The organism is Amycolatopsis sp. (genome assembly GCF_025464955.1).
In the GTDB taxonomy this organism is placed as follows: domain Bacteria; phylum Actinomycetota; class Actinomycetes; order Mycobacteriales; family Pseudonocardiaceae; genus Amycolatopsis.
This window is the reverse complement of record NZ_JAODNM010000037.1, coordinates 77,855-95,864: the sequence shown is the minus strand read 5'-3', so window position 1 is coordinate 95,864 and position 18,010 is coordinate 77,855. Positions and strand designations below refer to the sequence as shown.

The window sequence follows — 18,010 nt, the reverse complement described above, 5'->3', positions numbered from 1 at the left end:
CAGTGGAGATGTTCGAACATACGTTCGAGGTCTTGATCAGGATTCCCGGTCGTCGAGTTCCCGGTCGTCGAGTTCCCGGTCGTCGGGCTGTTGGTCGAGGTCGTTAGCGGTGTTCCGGGTCCGGTATCCGGCGCGGGGACGGGGGAAGCGTCTCAGCGCCGGGTACCGCCGGCCGTGCGGAGCGGGAGGAGGGGTCATGTCTGTCGCAGTCACGTCCCATGAGGACGTAGTGCAGCCGGGGCTGCCGTTTCAGGTGCGCCCGCCGGCACCCCGGGCCGCCGTCGCCCTGCTTTCGCATGCTCAGCACGGACTGGCCGACGCCGGTGGCGAAGCGGATCCGGTCGAGCGGTTCATCGCCTCCTACCTGTCCGCCCTGCGGGCAGGCGCGGCCGTGCTCGCGGCGCGCGGCCGTCCGCACCGGGGCCGGGCCAAGCCCACCAGCGTCTGGACCCTGCTCGAATCGGCCGCACCCGAGCTGCGGGAGTGGGCGGTGTTCTTCGCCGGCCACTCGGCCACCCAGGCCGCCGCGCAGTCCGGTATCACCAGGGGGCTGGACGTCGAAGCCGCCGATGAGCTGTTCCGGCGGAGCGGTCAGTTCGTCGAGCTCGCTCGCCGGGTCGTCCACGGGGCCGGCTAGTGACCAGGCAGGCCATGATCGAGCACAGCCGCCTGCTGGACGTGCTCGGTGTCGAGGGTGAGCTGCTGGCGTCCTCGGCCGAGGACGCCTCCGAAGACGCGCCGGTCGCGATGTGTCCGGGGATGACGATCGGGGGCACCGTCCGGCATGTCGGCAGCGTCTACCGCCTGGTCGTCGCCTGGCTGGACGAGGGCAGGCGCCCTGGCGACTGGCACCGCGACCAGGAGCCGGGCGAGTCCGCCGTGGCCTACCAGCGTGATGCCCTGCGCGTCCTGCTCGAAAGACTGGCCGCCCACCCGCCGGACGAGTACGCGTCGACCTGGTGGCCCGCGGATCACACCTTCGGGTTCTGGCGCCGGCGCATGGCCCACGAGACGGTCATCCACCGCACGGACGTGCAAGCCGCCGCGGGGCTCGAACGCACCGAAATCGCCGAGGATCTCGCCCTCGACGGCGTGGACGAGGTGCTCACGCTGTGGTTCGCCCAGAAGCTCCCGGTGCTGGGTCTGTCCGGCACCAAGGCCGGCACGGTCGCGGTGCGTACCGGTGGCCAGGCCTGGGTGACGCGGGCCGGACCTGGCGAAACGACGGCTTGGCGGTGCTCGGCGCGGGAGGCCGAGGGCGCCGACGCCACCGTTTCGGGTGACCCGGCGCAGGTCTACCTCTGGTTGTGGGGGCGCCTGCCGTTGACGGCCGTGGTATTCGGCGGTGAGTTCGACCTCGCGGGCCAGCTTTGGGCCCTCCTTCGGCTGGCGACGCGGTAGAACCCGCAGGTAGCCAGTGTTTCGGCCGGGTTGCGCCGGCCAGGGGAGCCCGGCAAGAGCGAAACATCGGCGCCACATCGACGCCCTTGACCGGCAACAACCGGCAGGCACGGTGGGTGGATGGAGATGCGCCGAGTTCGCACAGCACCTGCCGAGCAGGTCGTCCGGTTGCCGGCCGTGGAGGACGAGTACCCCATGTCGCTCACCTGGCGGCTGCGCATCCGGATGGACGACCGGCCAGGCACGCTCGCCAGGATCGCCATCCGGCTCGCCGACCTCGAGTGCAACATCCTCGGGCTGACGGTGCTCCCGGTGCCCGGCGGTGTGCTCGACGAGATCGTCGTCCGCCCGGCGACCGGACTGACCAGGGAACACCTGGTCACCGCCATCCGCGCGGAAGGATGCGAGTGCGCGGGGATCGTCGATGCCGATGTGCGTGAGCTCGTCGACACCTCGGCCGCCATGCTCGTCGCCGCGGGCAGGGTGGTCGACGACCCCGCTCAACTGGCCGACGTACTCCGCGAAGTCCTCGCCGCGGACATGGTGACCCTGGTCCCGGCCGCGGAAGCGAACCCGGCCCGCACCGAAGGCGGCCACCGCGAGGTGTTCGAAGTCGACGGGGACAAGGCCTTGGTGGCCCGTCGCGGCTGGGCACCGTTCGTCCAGCTGGAACTGGCCCGCGCCGGGGCGCTGCTGGGACTGCTGGAGTCCGTCCGCGCCAACGTGGCCGGGCCCGTGGTGGTGAGTTGCCAAGACGGTGCCGACCTGGTGCTCCGGCAGGGGCGCCCCGGTGACGCCGACGCCGTGTTCGCGCTGCACGACCGGTGCTCGATGACGACGTTGTTCCAGCGTTATCACACGGGAGTGAGGACAGTGCCGCGTCGCTGGCTGCACCGGTTGCTTGTTCCGCCGCGGGGTGTCAGCCTGCTCGCCGTCAGTGGGCGGGAGGTCGTGGGGCTCGGCCAGCTCATCGCCGCACCTGGCGGCGAAAGTGCCGAAGTTTCCTTGCTGGTCGAGGACTCGTGGCAGCGCAACGGACTCGGCACGGCGTTGATGGCCAGGCTGGCGGTGATCGCCCGCGCCCGCGGACACCGCGAGCTCACGGCTGTCTGCCTGCCGAGTCAGGACACCATCGCCCGCACCGCGACCAGGGCCGGCCTGCGGCCGGAGAAGCCCGCTCAGGGGGACGGGATGGTGAAGATCCCGCTCCCCTGAACGGATTAAGCACTGAACGGATCAGCGCCGCCAGAACCAGTCTTTGTCCCGGGCTTCGCGCATAGCCTGCTTCTTCCGCTCGGTGGTGAGCCGATCCAGGTAGAGCAGGCCGTCCAGGTGGTCGGTCTCGTGCTGCAAAGCCTGTGCCAGCACGCCGAAACCCTCCACTTCGATCGGTTCGTTCTTCACGTCGACTCCGCGGACCAAGGCCCGTTTCGCCCGCACAGTGGGGAACCACAGCTCGGGAACCGACAGGCAGCCCTCGTCGATCTCGTGTGTTTCCTCGGAGAGCTCGACGATTTCCGGGTTGATCACATAACCGGTCAGGCCTTCGACGTGGTAGCTGAAAACCCGCAGGTTCACCCCGATCTGCGGCGCCGCGAGACCGGCCCGGCCAGGCAGTTTCACCCCGTCGAGCAGATCCGTGACCAGTGACTCGATGGTCTTGTCGAACCGGGTCACCGGATCGGACACGGTCTTGAGCACCGGGTCACCGAAATAGCGCAGTTCGCGCACGGCCATCATCGTTTCCTTCCTGCTGGCCGTGCGAACTTTAGAGGATCGGTTCAGTGAACCTCAGCCGTGGATCACCGGCGGTCCCAGCGGGAGGGCGTCGCCCCCGGTCGCCTGCGACGCGGAGCTGAAGAACAGGTACACACCCACCGCGGCGAACAAGAACACCACGATGCCGGCGATCTTCAGCACGCTCGCCGACCCCTGCAGGGTGCCGATCAGCACCAGGATCAGTGCCACCTCGACGAGTGCCAGCAGCAGCGTGTAAGCCATCGGCAGTCGCATCGTGGCCAGCGTCAGCATGCCGATCACGACTATCCAGGAGATCAGGAACAGGCCTTGCGCGTGCACTACGTCCGCGGTCGCGACCCCGAACCAGGAGTGCGTCAGCCCCAATACCAGCAGGGCATAACTCAGCCAGAATCCGGCGAAGACGCCGAAAACGCTGGCGACCGCGCTCTGGCCCAGGGTGGCGGCCCAGATCGCCGCGATCAGCAGGCCCAGCCCGGTCGCGGCGACGATGATGGCGAGTGGAGCGCCGACCGAGGCGGCCGATACGTAGCCGACTAGGGCCAGGCCGAGTGCAACCGAACCCGCTATGAAGCAGGGTAAGCCGATCATGGACGGGTCGCCGACGGGTGCGGCTGCCACCGCCTCGGCTTCGGCGGCGTGATGTGCGGATGTCCGTTGGCTGGTTTCGGTCCCGGCGTCAATCGTGGTCATAACGGGTTCCCTTTCGCAGGACAACTCCGGCGTGCCGTGGACGTCGCGGGGGGCACATCCGGAGTTGTACGCCGTTCGGACCTGACGGTATGTCTCAATTTGAAGCGCCTCCGATCGCAGACCGCACACGCCCGGTCATGCAGCGCACTCGGACGCGCGTGAATCAGGCGCGGAGGCGTAGGCCTTTCGGGGTGGCGCGGAAGCCGGCTTCCTGGAGGATCTGGGACAGGTCCGTGCCCAGGGCGTTCTCGCCGTCGGTGCGTTGGACCGCGAGGTGGCCGAGCCAGCCCTCCCGGACGGCGGTGGACAGCGCTCGGGCGGCAGCGCGCAGCGGCGCGGGCTCCTCGGTGAAGGTCAGCAGCGAACGTCCACCGCGTTCGACGTACAGCGCCGGGACGCCGTCGGCGAGGACCGCGAGCGCGCCCGCCTTACGGGCCGGCCGGTGCTTGGTGTCCCCGGTCGCGGCGGGCCAGGGCAGCGCGGCACCGTAGGGCTGTGCCGGATCGGCCGCCGCCAGCACGACGGCCCCGGTCTGCTCGCGGGGGCTGCCGATGTCCGACAGCGCCCGGAGCCGGTCCACCGCGCCCTTGGCGGCGAACTGCGCGGCCCCGAGCCCCTCCACCACGTAACCGCGGACGACCTGCCCGGAATCCTCCATCCCGCGCAACACCTTGTAGATACCGGAAAAGCCGCCGGTGACCCGCTCGGTTTCGAGCGCGCCCCTGGTCAGCACCCCATGGCGTTCGAGGAACGCCTCGGTGCGGGCATGCGCGCGCCGCGTCGGGTCGGGCTCGCGGGCGGGGGTCAGCGCCCACCGCCCGGCGACCGTCGGCGGGCCGGAGCGGGACGGCATCGCCGGCCTGCTCGCCCGCATCCGCGTGTAACGTCCGCGTGGTGCGGCCCGTCGTGGTTTGTGAGCCGCGCCCTTGCCGGAGACCTGGGCACGCAACGGGCCCAACGTGTCTCCGGTGACCAGACCGGCCCAGACTAGGTCCCACAACGCCGCCACCATGTCACCGTCGTTCGGGGCGATTTCGACGAGCGGGGTGACGCGCTCCACGAGCTGGCGGAAGAACAACGCGCCGCCATCCAAAGCGGACACGATGGCCTCGTGCAACGGGCTGTCCGGCAGGGACTCCTCGATCTCGGGCAGCAGCAGGTCCGCGACATCGGTGGGGGCCAGCGCCAACCAGCCGTCACCGCCCGAGAGCGACCCGCAGCCGCACCAGGTGACTTCGCCCGCGGTGGTGAGTTCGTCGAGCAGGGCCGGGAAATAGCCGGGCAACCGGCTGGGCAGGATCAGCGACTCCACCGCGCTCGCCGGCAGCGGCGCCCCGGCCAGCTGTTCCACCACCGACAGCACGTCGTCCGCTGTCGGTGCCGACCGCAGCCGGGCACCGACGCCGTGCCAGGACGGCAGGAACCGGCCCAACGCGGCCGGTTCGACCGGCTCCACCTCGGCCCGCAACCGGGCCAGCGAGGCCCGGCGGAGCCGGCGCAACACCGCCGCGTCGCAGTACTCCATGCCGCCGGTGCCACGCGAGTCATGGCCCAACGGGCTGAGCTCGCCCCGGACGACCCTGCCCTCGGACGTGAGCCTGTCGAGCACACCGGTGGCCACGGCCGTGCCCAGCCCGAACCGCCCGGCCACCTGCGCGGCGGTGAACGGGACCTGGCTGCGGGCATAGCGGGAGAGGAGGTCGCCGAGCGGATCGGCCACCGGTTCGGTGAACGCCTCCGGTATGCCGACCGGCAGCGCGGTGCCGAGGGCGTCACGGACGCGGCCGGCGTCCTCGATGGCGATGTACCGCTCCTCGCCGGCCATCCGCACCCCGATCGCCCGGCGGGTGGTTTCGAGTTCGATGAGCCACTCGGGCCGGATCCCGCGTGCCTGGGCCTCCTCGACGGTCAGATCACCCAGGAACCGCAGCAGGTCTGCCGCGTCTTCGAGGTTGCGTGCCTGTCTGTCCTCGTCGAGCCGCTGCAGCGACCGCCCGATTTCGGTGATCACCTCGGGATCGAGCAGCTCCCGGATCGCCTCGGTGCCGAGCAGCTCGGCCAGCAGTGTCGAATCCAGCGACAACGCCGCCGCCCGGCGTTCCGCCAGTGGCGCGTCCGTCTCGTAGAGGAACATGCCGACGTAGCCGAACAGCAGGCTCCTCGCGAACGGCGACGGCGATGGCGTCTCGACGTCGACCACCCGGACCCGCCGGGCGCGCACGTCCGACATGAGTTCACGCAGGCCGCCGACGTCGTACACGTCCTGCAGGCACTCCCGCATGGCTTCGAGCACCACCGGGAAACGCTCGTACTTGGCCGCGACCGACAGCAGCTGCGAGGCACGTTGCCGCTGCTGCCAGAGCGGGGTCCGGCGGCCTGGATCGCGTCGCGGCAGCAGAAGCGAGCGCGCGGCGCACTCCCGGAACCTGGCGGCGAACAACGCCGATCCGCCGACCTCGGCCACGATCAGCTGCTCGACCTCCTCCGGGTCGATCAGGATGTCGTCGACGCCCACGGTGACCTCGGCCCCGTCGGCGTCCAGCGCATCCGGCAGCCGCAGCACGATGCCGTCGTCGGAATGCGCCAGCTGCGCGTCGATCCCGCGGCTTTCGCGCAGCCGCGCGGCGATGGCCAGCGCCCACGGCGCGTTGACCTGGTCGCCGAACGGCGAGTGCAGCACGATCCGCCAGTCGCCGAGCTCGTCGCGGAACCGCTCGAGCAGCACCGTGCGGTCGTTCGGGATGTGCCGCGTCGCGGCGCGCTGCTCCTCGAGGTATCCCAGCAGGTTGTCGCAGGCGCGTTCGTCCAGCCCGGCTACCTCCGCGCGGGTGCGGGCCGCCGCGGAGTCCAGAGTGGACAGTTCGCGGACGAAGGCGCCCAGCGCGCGGCCGAGCTCCAGCGGCCGCCCTTGGGCATCGCCCTTCCAGAACGGCATCCTGGCGGGCTCCCCGGGAGCCGGGACGACGATGACCCGGTCGCGGGTGATTTCGGTGACCCGCCACGACGACGTCCCGAGCAGGATCGTGTCTCCCACACGTGATTCGTAGACCATCTCCTCGTCGAGCTCGCCGACCCGGGAACCTGGGCGGTCGCCGGGGCCCGGGGTCATCACGGTGAACAGGCCGCGGTCAGGGATCGTGCCGCCCGAGGTCACCGCGAGCCGCTGGGCGCCCGGCCTGCCCTTCAGCTCGCCGGTGACCCTGTCCCAGGTGATCCGCGGCCGCAGCTCGCCGAACTCCTCGCTCGGGTAGCGGCCGGCCAGCATGTCGAGTACCGCGAACAGCGCGTCGTCAGGCAGCGCCGCGAACGGCGCCGCGCGGCGGACCAGCTCGGCCAGCCCGTCGACCGTCCACGTCTCCAGCGCGACCATGGCGACGATGTGCTGGGCGAGCACGTCCAGCGGGTTGCGGGGATAGCGGACCGCTTCGATCTTGCCGGCGGCCATCCGCTCGGCGACCACCGCGCAGGAGACCAGGTCGCCGCGGAACTTGGGGAACATCACCCCGCGCGAGATCGCGCCGACCTGGTGCCCGGCGCGCCCGACCCGCTGCAGCCCGGAGGCGACCGTCGGCGGTGCCTCGATCTGGACGACCAGGTCGACCGCGCCCATGTCGATGCCCAGCTCCAGTGAAGAAGTGGCCACCACGCACGGCAGCAGCCCGGACTTGAGCTCTTCTTCGACGTGGGTGCGCTGCTCACGCGACATGGACCCGTGATGCGCCTTCGCGATGGTCGCCTCGGCACCCGTGGTGAGCCCTGATTCGCCGATCGCCTCGGCCGGGAAACGCTGCCCCGGCACGAGTTCGGACTGCTCGGCGGCCAGTTCGTTCAGCCGGGCCGTCAGCCGCTCGGTGAGCCGCCGGGAGTTGGCGAACACGATCGTGGACCGGTGGGCGCGGATCAGTTCGAGCACCCGCTCCTCGACCGCGGGCCAGATGGACGGCCGCTTGACCGCGCTCCCGCCGATCTCCTCCTGGGTGCCGATGCCCCCTTCGGACGGCATGCCCGGCGACGGCTCCGGCGGACCGGACGGGCCGTCCAGGTTGCCCATGTCCTCGACCGGGACCTCGACGCGCACTTCGATCGTCTTGGCGAGCTTCGGCTGCACCACCCGCACCGGGCGGCGGCCGCCGAGGAAGGCGCTCACCTCGTCCACCGGGCGCACGGTCGCCGACAGGCCGATGCGCTGGGCGGGTTTGGGCAGCAGCGCGTCCAGCCGCTCGAGGGAGACCGCGAGGTGTGCGCCTCGTTTGCCGCCCGCGACGGCGTGCACCTCGTCGACGATCACCGTCTCGACACCGCGCAGCGACTCGCGCGCGGACGAAGTCAGGATGAGGAACAGCGACTCGGGCGTGGTGACCAGCACATCCGGCGGTGTCTTGCCGAACGACCGCCGCTCGGCCGCGGTGGTGTCCCCGGTACGCATACCGACTTCGATCTCCGGCGGCGCGAGGCCGAGCCGGCGCGAGGCCTGCGAGATCCCCGCCAGCGGGGCACGCAGGTTCCGCTGGACATCGACCGCGAGGGCTTTGAGCGGCGAGACATAGAGGACACGGCAGCGCTTGATCGGCTCCGCGGGCCCCGGCCCGGACGCCAGCTTGTCCAGCGCCCAGAGGAAGGCGGCCAGCGTCTTCCCGGAACCCGTCGGCGCCACGACCAGCGCATGCTCACCCGCGTACGCCGCGCGCCAGGCCCCGGCCTGAGCCTCGGTGGGCGCGGCGAAGGCCCCCTGGAACCACTCTCGCGTGGCGGGGGAAAAGAGCTCGAGGACATCGGCCGTGGCCATACCCCCATCATGACCGCATCCACCGACAGTTTTCGATCGAGCACCCGGCAGCTTGCCCGGCGGGACGGATCACCGGGTGAATCCGCCGGGTCCGCACACGCGGCCGCTCCTGACGTGGGAGCATGCACCGGCATCGCGCGCGCCTGCCAGCAGGCGTTGATGAGGGGAGAGCTGTGCGGATCTTGTCGGTGGACCTCGGGACGTCCAATACCGTCGCCGTCCTGTCGGCGTACGGGCGGCCGCCGAGAGTCGTCGAGGTCGACGGTTCGGCGAACATGCCGTCCGCGGTCTTCGCCGGTGAGGACGGCACGCTCATGATCGGCCGGGACGCCGAGCGCCGCGCCCGGCTCGACCCCACCCGGTTCGAGCCCAACCCGAAGCGGCGCATCGACGAGCAGACCCTGCTGCTCGGCACTGACATCGTGCCGGTCAACGAGGCACTGGCGGCGATCCTGCGGCGGGTGCTCGAAGAGACCACCCGCCAGCTCGGCGGCGAACAGCCCGACGAGGTCCGGCTGACCCACCCGGCGCAGTGGGGGCCGGTGCGGCGCAACGTGCTGCTTTCGGCCGCCCGCCTGGCCGGGATGGGCATGGCCGTCTCGCTGGTGCCAGAGCCGGTCGCCGCGGCGGCGCACTTCGCCTCGTTCCCCGGCAAGACGCTGGCTCCCGGCCAGGCACTCGCCGTCTACGACCTCGGCGCGGGCACCTTCGACGTCGCGGTGGTCGGCGCGACCCAGAGCGGGTTCGCGGTGCTCGCCGAGGACGGCCTGCCCGACCTCGGCGGCCTCGACGTCGACCAGGCGCTGCTGGTGCACGTCGGCCGCGAGGTCTCGCACAAGGACCCGGCACGCTGGCAGCGGCTGCTGCGCCCGGAGTCCACCCCGGACCGGCGCACCCGGCGCGCGCTGCAGGAGGACGTGAAGGCCGCCAAGGAGGCCCTCTCCCGGCACCCGCAGACCGAGGTCCCGATGCCGGAGCCGTTCTCCGACGTGCTGGTGACCAGGGCCGAACTCGAGGCACTGGTCCGCCCGGCCATGCTGCGCAGTGTCGAACTGCTGTCCAGGACGATCCGCTCGGCCGGGCTCGCGCCCGAACGCCTCGCCGGGATCTACCTGGTCGGTGGATCGAGCAGGCTTCCGCTGGTCGGCACCCTGATCGCGGAGAAGCTCGGGGTCGTCCCCGGCAGCCTGGACCAGCCGGAGACCGCGGTCGCGCTCGGCGCGCACCACGTGGCCCCGGACGGCATCAGCATGCGCACGCAGAACGTCGAGGGCAGGCTCGCCGCCAGCGGCACCGGTCCGCAGCCCGTCGCACCTGGCTACCACCCCGGCCCGTACCCGCCGCAGCATGCGCAGTCCGGCAGCTACCCGGGGCCGCCGTCGGGCGCCTACCCGCAGTCCTCGTTCCCGAACAGCGGCAGGCAGCCCGCGCTGGGTGGTCAGCAGCAGGCGCCGTCCAACTTCCCGACGTACTCGCTCTCGGGCGGCGAGACCGAGCGCAAGCCTGACGGCAAGAAGAAGAAACTGGTCATCGGCCTGGCCGTCGCGCTGGTGGTGCTCCTCGGGGCCGGGTTGACGATCTTCCTGACGTCATCGTCCTCGGCCACCACCTACACCGCGGACCAGTGCAAGCAGCCGGGATCGGCCGACGCCTCCGGGATGACGAGCTGTCTGCGCCAGCTCGCCGGCAAGATCGCCGACACCGGCGCCTGCAAGCCCGGCATGGGCACCGGGCCGGCCGCCTCCGCGCAGAACCTCGGCGTCTCCACCACCTGCTCCGCGCCGAGTCGTGCCGGGACGCAGGTGACCTACATCCAGGGCACTTCGGCCGACACGCTGAAGCAGTACACCGAGCAGCTGCTGGTTTCCGCCGGCGGCAACCGCACCCAGGCGAAATGGACCGGGAACGGGCTGAACGGCCAGTATTCGTCCGCCGCGGGCGCGACCGCCGCCGTGCTGGTCTTCACCGTCGACGACCGGCCGCTGGCCGGCTTCATCTACCAGGTGAGTTCCGGCGACCAGTCGGCTGCGACCACCCCTGACGCGCTGGCCGACTACTTCGAGAAGAGCGTCCAGCCCGGTTCGTGAGACGGCAGGTGTGACGCTGTGACCTGTCGTGAAGGCCACCTTCATGGCGTAAGGCGCACTCAACTAGGCCTTGACAACGTCTCTGCCCTGCCGAACGTGCTTTCAGGAGCCCCAGCAGTCACTTGCCATCACCTGCACGACGTGACTGGCCCTTGCCTCCGCTACGAGCCCCCTCTCGCCCCGGTCCTTGCTGCCGTAGACAGGACCGACCGCGCCAACCAGTCACCACGCCACCCCTCCAAAGGCGCCGACGCGACGGAGCCACCGGGGCCGGGGGCTCCGCAGGCGGGCTCTACGATGAGAACCGATGCGTATCACGGTGTTTCGGCAGATGATGGTGGACGAGTTCGGCCCCGGCCGGGCCGAAACGTTGAGCAAGGACCACGTGTTCAGCAGGCTCGGCGGCCGCACGGTCGAGCAGGCTCTCGCGGCGGGCACCCCGACCAAGGAGATCTGGCGGACGGTCTGCGCGGAGTTCGACGTGCCTGCCGAGCGTCGCTGACGGTGCACTCGAAAGAGCGAGGCGAAAATTCTAGCGCAGGGGTGTGTCGGTTTTACCCTCGAACAGGTGTTCGTCTATCGTGTTGTCCACACCCGGGGTCAGCGATCCACAGATCGACGCCGAGGCCTGGAATTGTCGGACCTCGCCCGTAACGTCGGGCCCGACAGCTCACCAACCTGAAAAGCCCCACAGGCTCCCAACCAACGAGGTGGATTCCCATGGCACCAGCAGCACTGGACAGGGACAAGGCGCTGGAACTGGCCCTTGCGCAGATCGACAAGCAGTACGGCAAGGGCTCGCTGATGCGCCTCGGCGACAAGGGCCACGTGCCGATCGCCGTGATCCCGACCGGCGCCATCGCGCTGGACATCGCGCTCGGCATCGGCGGTCTTCCCCGCGGCCGCGTGGTGGAGATCTACGGTCCGGAGTCCTCCGGTAAGACCACTGTCGCGCTGCACGCGGTCGCCAACGCGCAGCGGGCCGGCGGCATCGCGGCGTTCATCGACGCGGAACACGCGCTGGACCCGGAGTACGCCAAGAACCTCGGCGTAGACACCGACGCGCTGCTCGTCTCCCAGCCGGACACCGGTGAGCAGGCCCTGGAGATCGCGGACATGCTGATCCGCTCCGGCGCGCTCGACATCCTGGTCATCGACTCGGTGGCCGCGCTCGTGCCGCGTGCCGAGATCGAGGGCGAGATGGGCGACAGCCACGTCGGCCTGCAGGCCCGGCTGATGAGCCAGGCGCTCCGGAAGATGACCGGCGCGATGAGCAACTCCGGTACTACCGCGATCTTCATCAACCAGCTGCGTGAAAAGATCGGCGTCATGTTCGGCTCCCCGGAGACGACGACCGGTGGTAAGGCGCTCAAGTTCTACGCCTCCATCCGGCTGGACGTCCGGCGCATCGAGACGCTGAAGGACAGCGGTGAGGCGGTCGGTAACCGCACCCGCGTCAAGGTCGTCAAGAACAAGGTCGCCCCGCCGTTCAAGCAGGCCGAGTTCGACATCCTCTACGGCAAGGGCATCTCCCGCGAGGGTTCGCTCATCGACATGGGTGTCGACCAGAGCATCGTGCGCAAGTCCGGAGCTTGGTACACCTACGAGGGCGACCAGTTGGGGCAGGGCAAGGAGAACGCCCGCAAGTTCCTGCTCGACAACCCCGATGTCGCCAACGAGATCGAGAAGAAGATCAAGGAGAAGCTGGGCATCGGTGCCCAGGTCGACGCCGACGAGGTCGTACCGGCCCCCGTCGAGTTCTAGGGGTCGCGTTCGATGACCGACGAGGTCGAGGAAGCGAGTTCACCCCCAAGGGGCAGGGCGAAGTTCGATCCGATGGAGCTTTCGCCTGAAGAGAGGCGGAAGAAGGCCAAGGAGATCTGCTTCGATCTGCTGGCCGCCCGGCCGCGCGCCCAAGGTGAGCTTCGGCAGACCTTGCGCCGTAAGGGCTTCGATGACGAGACCATCGAGGTCCTGCTGGGCAAGCTGGACAAAGCCGGTCTTGTCGACGACGCGGCCTTCGCGGAGCTCTGGGTCCAGGCCCGGCACACCCACCGGGGTCTGTCGCGCACCGCGATCGTCGCGGAGCTCAAGCGCAAAGGCGTCGACGAAGAGATCGCCGTAGCCGCGGCGAGCGAGGTGGATCGGGAGTCCGAGGAGCAGCGGGCTCGCGAGCTGGTCCGCAAGAAGCTGCGAAGCCTGGGTGAAGTGGACGAGCAGACGGCCATCCGGCGGCTGCTCGGCGTCCTGGGACGCAAGGGGTATCCGCAGGGGCTGTCGTACTCCGTGATCCGTGAAGAGCTGGGGGCGTTCGGAGCCGAGTCGAGCCTGCTCGACGAGGCCACCGCAGACTGACGCTGAGCCCCGCTCGTGCCCCAGGGGTGTTCTGGGCACACGAGCGGGGCAAGCGGTCAGCGGACGGCGACCAGCACGTGGTCGTCGCCGACCTGCCACACCGGCGCCACACTGCTGAAGCCGGCATCGGTCAGCATGGCCGAGTGCTCGCCGACGGTCAGGGCATTGGTGCCACTGTGCGTCGAGGCGTCGGCGGCGCGGGTCGCGCTCACTTCGGTCGCCCAGGCTTCGTGGGCCTCGACCTGTTCGGCGAGTGCCGGATCGGCCTTGAGAGCGGCCCACCAGGGCTTCCATTCCTCGTTGGCCAGTACTCCGGCCCGTGCTGCCCTGCGCTCGCCAACGGTCTTCGCCAGCGCGCTCACAGGGTCGGTTCCCACGCCCATGTGATCCCCGTCGACGAACACGCCGCCGGGGCCCATCAGGCCGCCAAGCGTGCGATAGAGCTCGGCCAGCCGCTCCACCGGCAGCCAGTGCAGCGCCGTGGTGGACACCGCGGCGTGAATGGTGGCGGGCACGTTCTGCCGCCAGGTCGGACTGTTCAGGTCGGCGTTCACCCAGGTGATGTCGTCGCCGTAGTTCCCCCGGGCCAGGCCGAGCAGCAGCGGATCGGCGTCGATCCCGATGATCTTGGCTGCCGGGATGCGTTCGTGGAGCCGCCCGGCCAGTGAACCCGGGCCGCAGCCGAGGTCGAGGACCACTGGCTCGGCGACGTCGACGAGCGCGGCCTCGACGACATCGCAGAGCACCGCGAAGCGTTCTTCCCGGTCGGCGACATAACGTTCCTGTTGTGCATCCCAGCGCCGCAGCCATTTCGAGGCCGTTTCGCCGGGCACGGTCGCGGTAGTGCCGGTCTTCCCCATATCCCACTCCGTCACTGTCTATAGTCTGTATGCCAGTGATGAACATAGGGCGGAAAGGGGTGACTGGTCAAGTGGACTTTGACAGTCACACGAGCAATGTCGTGGCAGCTGCTGTGGAGGCTGTCAACGTGCTGACACCCGGTTACGCCCTCGGACGCGAGTACAAGCCAGAGGTCAAGGACGGCTCGGATGTGTTGCGCGGCTGGAGTCACATCAAGCCGGGCGCCACAGTGTCCGACGACGAGATCGATCAGCTCAGCGCGTACGCGGGCGAGCTTCGGGAGGTGTTCGTCGCGGTCGACTCCGGACGTATCGATGACGCGTGTGAGCGGACAAACGACCTGTTACGCCGCACCCAGGCCGTTCCAGTGCTCGCCAGACACGACGACGAGCCCTGGCATTTGCACTTCCACGCCACCGACGCCGACTGGGCAAGTAGCTGGGCCGCGCCCATGGCGACGGCGTTGGCCGTCGTGCTGGGCAACCCGATGTTCGACAGGCTCGGTGTGTGCACGGCACCGGTTTGCGACCGCGTCTTCGTCGACACCTCACGCAACGGCGCGAAGCGGTTCTGTTCCACGGCATGCCAGAACCGCGTCAAGGCGGCGGCGTTCCGTGCGCGCCAGCGCTCGTGAGCGTTCCGGCTGCCTAGAACCGGCAAGAATGCTCACGAGCTCTAGAAACTCACCGTCTGACGCACTCGTGTGTTGATGCCCGAACGCCGCTTGACGGAGATCAGCAGCGCTGCCAGCAACGCCATCATCACGCAGGTGACGATCGCCGAAAGCACGAGGAACTCGTTCAGCTGTCCTGCCGAGAGATAGGCGCCCAACGCCACGGCGACCACGGCACAGACCGCGCGGTCGAGGATCGACTCCATCGAAAGCAGCGTCGCCCGGTAACGCGAATCCGGGATCGCGTCGTTGAGCAGCTGCTTTTGGATGGGGAACGAGATTCCCGTGGCCACGGCGAACACGCACAGCAGGAGCACCGCCACCACCGCGCTGCCCAGCGCGATGAATCCCAGGCACAGCGCCATCACGATGGTCAGGAAGAACACCGCGGCGGCGGGCCCGATCGCTCGACGCAGGCGGTGCGGACGTGCGGCGCCGAGTGCTTCGAAGATCGTCATAGCGGCCAGCACCCCGCCGAAAGCGGTCACCGACAGGTGTTTCGACTCCAGGATCGGCTGGAACAGGTTTACCTGACAGATCCGGACCAGGGTGAACATCGCGACGCCCTGCACCATCAGCAGGAACAGCCAGCGCGACTTGCGCAGGGTGGTGAAAGCGCCGCCGATGCCCGCGACCATCGTCGCGGTTTTACCCTGCTCCTTGGCTTTCCAGCCGGGGATCGGCGGCAGTTTCAACGCCAGCACCACCGCGATACCGGCGTTGATCGCCGTCAGCCAGTACGGCGAAGGCATGCTCCACTGCATCAGCAGACCGATGACCGGCCAGAAGACGATCTTGCCGATCAGGCTGTACGACCGGCCGACGCCCTCGACCTTCAGATAGTGCTCACCGGCGCCGTGCGCGTGCAGGTACTCGTAGAGATAAGCGCTCTGCGCCCCCGAAATCAGCGACCTCGCCAGCGCGATCAGCAGGAAGTGGATCAGGAAGCCGGAATACGAACCCATGAACACCGGCACGAGGTTCGCGACGACGAGCACCGAAGCACCGGCGACCAGCGACGTCCGGTAGTCGAACCGGTCGGCGAGCATGCCGGTCGGGATCTCCAGCAGGCAGAACGCGATGTAGTAGATGCTCTGGATGCCGAAGATCTGGCTGTTGCTCATCCCGAGCTGCTGCTGGTAGCTGTAGAAGATCGGCACCCACAGCAGCAGCCCGAAGAAGAACTGGAAGCCGTAGGTGAGCCGGACCGCTCTTCGCACGGCCGGGTTCGCGGGCAGGCGCAAGCCCAACATCTGTTGTCTCCTAGGAAAAAGTTCGGGGTAAGTGCTAGAGCGAGTAGGGCCGCAGCTGCACGATGTGGATCTGATCACGGTCGGCCAGCCACTCGATGTCCACCGGCGAATCGAAGGTGTAGTCGGGGGAGAAGTGCGACTGCAGCACGCGACCGATCAGCGCGAGGCGTTGCAGCTGGTCCTTGGCAGCCTCGTCGAGGTCGTGTTCGGCGTCGCCGAGCGACACGGTCCGCCCGCCGCCCTCGACCGTGCTGTACAGGTACTGCATCGGCAGCGTGGACCCGTCGACCACATCGGTCACCTTCGGCGACACGTTGACGTACACATTGCGGAAGTCGCCGCGGTTCATCGGGTTCCCGGTCACGAGTACCCCGCCGAAGTCGGCAGCGACCTGTTCTTGGACGACGACGCCCATGAAGCACTCGTCGAGCGAGATCCCGGCCTGCTGACGCAACCGCACGCTGCGAGAGGACACCAGCGAGGCCCAGACCTCCTTGACGCTGTGCATGATCTTTTCCGCGGTCGTGACGTGGTTGATCGACTCGTAGATCCCCGCGGCGGAGAAGCCGGCCAGGTCCTCGGCGTTCGACGAACTGCGGACGACGAAGGTGCGCACGCCGGCCAGCGTGGTGAACAGCGCGTTGTCGATGTCCGAGACCATGTCCGGCGGAATTCGCGTCGAGCGGATGAGCTGCTGCAGTTCGACGCAGAGCGGCTCGACCTCGCGGGCGTCGAGTTCCAGCGCCATCTTCAGCTTGCCGATGGCTTGCTGGATCCGCGGTGAAGACTCGAGAAACCTTTGCTAGAACGAGAACGGCACGGCGATGCCGCGGGGCACGCGCAGCCGCTCGGCCAGCAGCTTCCGGGTCGCGGCCATCAGGTCGCTGTCCTCGGGGACGTCGAGTAGCCGGGCCAGGTACGGCAACAGGTTCTCGCGCGGCGGGCGCGGCACCTGGAAGAACCCGAGCAGTCGCCGCGAACCGTGGGCCAGGACATGGTTCAGCTCGCCGAGGTTGGCCGCCTTGGTCCCGTAGCGGTGCCGGTCGTTGTGCCGCAGGTCGGTCAGGCTCGCGATGGGGCTGTACTGCGATTCGGCCTCTTCCAGCGTGATCCGCTGTGCGTACCAGGCGGGGCGCTTACCGAGGTCGGCCGGTTCGTCGATGAGCCGGAGGCCGACTTCGGCCAGTCCGCCATCGACGGAGTATTCGACCCAGTGCCCGTCCAGCTTCTCGCGTTCGATCGTGTCGAAGGCGCCGATCTGGATCGCGTTCGGGATCTGCCAACCGGTCGCGAGCACATTCGTGTGCGAAAGCGGCGTGGTGTGGTGCGCGTTGATGATTCCGGCGAGACGCGGGATGTCGTCGGGCACCCGGTGCATGACGATGATGTCGTGCCATTCGAGTGACGTCAGCGCGGAGCGGTAGTCCTCTTCCGTGCGGAAAGCGCGAAGCCGCCCGGTGGTCTTGCCAGGATTGAGCGGGACGAACCGTGCGGTGGAAAACAGTTCGTGCGCGAGAATCCGGGGGAGTTCGGCGGGGGAGAGTTCGAGAACGGCTCGCTCCTGCAGGTGGTTGGCCGGCTTGAACAGCAGCGGCAGCACCGGGTCGAGGTATTCGCGGACGAACCCGTAGAAGAAGACGATCATCTCGGCGGACATCGTGTCCACCTCGACGGTTTCCAGCGAGAAGATCTGCCGTTCCTGGCCGGTTTCGACGTCCTTGCGGCTGTGCAGCGCCAGAATCCCGAGATAGAAGCGGCGGTCGGTGTCGTTGTAGAAACTCTTGTTGTACTCGTCGATCGAGCTTTCCAGCTCCCCTGGCGCCAGTTCCAATATCCGCTCACCGGTGTATATCGCGTGGAAGGAATGCTTGGCGTTGTTCAGGAAGTGAATGGTTGACGTCTGCCGATCGACGACGACCTTGACGAAGGAGTAACCCCCGAGGTTTCCGGCGAGCTGTTTGAGTGCCGACAGCGTCAGCCGCTCACCGACCAATGCGGCCACGGTGTCCATTTCATAAGTGGCCGCGTCGGACACCGATTTCTCCTTGCTCGTTTGTGGGCAACGAGCAAAGATAACAGACCTTTACGCCTGGTTTACCGCCGTGAAGTACCGGTGATCGGGCAGCGGGCGGGAACTATGGCG

The 18,010-nt window shown here is 68.8% G+C and carries 16 protein-coding genes; 8 read left to right on the top strand and 8 right to left on the bottom strand.

What is annotated here, in order from left to right; translation table 11 throughout:
• Window positions 1–36: 36 nt before the first annotated feature.
• Window positions 37–198, bottom strand: coding sequence for a hypothetical protein (locus JWQ81_RS07700; protein ID WP_297539040.1), 162 nt, complete (start codon window positions 196–198; stop codon window positions 37–39).
• Between JWQ81_RS07700 and JWQ81_RS07695 the strand changes: the two genes are divergently transcribed.
• From JWQ81_RS07695 to JWQ81_RS07685, 3 genes are all read left to right on the top strand, one after another.
• Window positions 197–637 (top strand): SAV_6107 family HEPN domain-containing protein, encoded by a 441-nt coding sequence (locus tag JWQ81_RS07695; RefSeq protein WP_297539038.1) that lies wholly within the window; start codon window positions 197–199, stop codon window positions 635–637. The genes JWQ81_RS07700 and JWQ81_RS07695 overlap by 2 nt on opposite strands.
• A 14-nt stretch (window positions 638–651) precedes the next feature.
• Window positions 652–1,401, top strand: a complete 750-nt coding sequence (locus tag JWQ81_RS07690; RefSeq protein WP_297539036.1) for a maleylpyruvate isomerase family mycothiol-dependent enzyme — start codon at window positions 652–654, stop codon at window positions 1,399–1,401.
• Between the two features lie 195 nt (window positions 1,402–1,596).
• Window positions 1,597–2,616, top strand: a complete 1,020-nt coding sequence (locus tag JWQ81_RS07685; protein WP_297539113.1) for a GNAT family N-acetyltransferase — start codon at window positions 1,597–1,599, stop codon at window positions 2,614–2,616.
• Window positions 2,617–2,637: 21 nt separating this feature from the next.
• Here the strand turns inward: JWQ81_RS07685 and def are convergent, their stop codons facing one another.
• The 3 genes from def to JWQ81_RS07670 form a co-directional block, all read right to left on the bottom strand.
• On the bottom strand, window positions 2,638–3,138 hold the full coding sequence (gene def, locus JWQ81_RS07680; RefSeq protein WP_297539034.1) for a peptide deformylase: 501 nt from the start codon (window positions 3,136–3,138) through the stop codon (window positions 2,638–2,640).
• A 54-nt stretch (window positions 3,139–3,192) separates the two neighbouring features.
• The gene (locus JWQ81_RS07675; protein ID WP_297539031.1) at window positions 3,193–3,852 is read right to left on the bottom strand and encodes a GPR1/FUN34/YaaH family transporter; all 660 of its coding nucleotides are present in this window, start codon (window positions 3,850–3,852) and stop codon (window positions 3,193–3,195) included.
• Window positions 3,853–4,015: 163 nt separating this feature from the next.
• A complete protein-coding gene (locus tag JWQ81_RS07670) occupies window positions 4,016–8,638 on the bottom strand; it encodes an ATP-dependent helicase (RefSeq protein ID WP_297539029.1) in 4,623 nt (1,540 codons plus the stop codon).
• A gap of 173 nt (window positions 8,639–8,811) precedes the next feature.
• Between JWQ81_RS07670 and JWQ81_RS07665 the strand changes: the two genes are divergently transcribed.
• The 4 genes from JWQ81_RS07665 (at window position 8,812) to JWQ81_RS07650 (ending at window position 13,080) form a co-directional block, all read left to right on the top strand.
• Window positions 8,812–10,725, top strand: coding sequence for an Hsp70 family protein (locus tag JWQ81_RS07665; protein ID WP_297539027.1), 1,914 nt, complete (start codon window positions 8,812–8,814; stop codon window positions 10,723–10,725).
• Window positions 10,726–11,032: 307 nt separating this feature from the next.
• Window positions 11,033–11,227 carry a DUF3046 domain-containing protein gene (locus tag JWQ81_RS07660; RefSeq protein WP_297539025.1) on the top strand — a complete coding sequence of 65 codons (195 nt, stop codon included), beginning with the start codon at window positions 11,033–11,035 and terminating at the stop codon, window positions 11,225–11,227.
• A gap of 218 nt (window positions 11,228–11,445) precedes the next feature.
• A complete protein-coding gene (gene recA, locus JWQ81_RS07655; RefSeq protein ID WP_297539023.1) occupies window positions 11,446–12,489 on the top strand; it encodes a recombinase RecA in 1,044 nt (347 codons plus the stop codon).
• 12 nt (window positions 12,490–12,501) lie between these two features.
• A complete protein-coding gene (locus JWQ81_RS07650; protein ID WP_297539021.1) occupies window positions 12,502–13,080 on the top strand; it encodes a regulatory protein RecX in 579 nt (192 codons plus the stop codon).
• Window positions 13,081–13,136: 56 nt separating this feature from the next.
• On the opposite strand, the gene JWQ81_RS07645 is transcribed toward JWQ81_RS07650, so the two are convergent.
• The gene (locus JWQ81_RS07645; protein WP_297539019.1) at window positions 13,137–13,955 is read right to left on the bottom strand and encodes a trans-aconitate 2-methyltransferase; all 819 of its coding nucleotides are present in this window, start codon (window positions 13,953–13,955) and stop codon (window positions 13,137–13,139) included.
• Between the two features lie 86 nt (window positions 13,956–14,041).
• Between JWQ81_RS07645 and JWQ81_RS07640 the strand changes: the two genes are divergently transcribed.
• Entirely contained in the window at window positions 14,042–14,575 is a 534-nt protein-coding gene (locus tag JWQ81_RS07640) for a CGNR zinc finger domain-containing protein (protein ID WP_297539017.1), read from the top strand.
• 41 nt (window positions 14,576–14,616) lie between these two features.
• On the opposite strand, the gene JWQ81_RS07635 is transcribed toward JWQ81_RS07640, so the two are convergent.
• The 3 genes from JWQ81_RS07635 to JWQ81_RS07625 are packed head-to-tail and all read right to left on the bottom strand — an operon-like array spanning window position 14,617 to window position 17,902.
• Entirely contained in the window at window positions 14,617–15,867 is a 1,251-nt protein-coding gene (locus tag JWQ81_RS07635) for an MFS transporter (RefSeq protein ID WP_297539015.1), read from the bottom strand.
• Between the two features lie 34 nt (window positions 15,868–15,901).
• Window positions 15,902–16,630, bottom strand: coding sequence for a PEP/pyruvate-binding domain-containing protein (locus tag JWQ81_RS07630; RefSeq protein WP_366942270.1), 729 nt, complete (start codon window positions 16,628–16,630; stop codon window positions 15,902–15,904).
• A gap of 39 nt (window positions 16,631–16,669) precedes the next feature.
• A complete protein-coding gene (locus JWQ81_RS07625; protein WP_297539011.1) occupies window positions 16,670–17,902 on the bottom strand; it encodes a hypothetical protein in 1,233 nt (410 codons plus the stop codon).
• Window positions 17,903–18,010 lie beyond the last annotated feature (108 nt).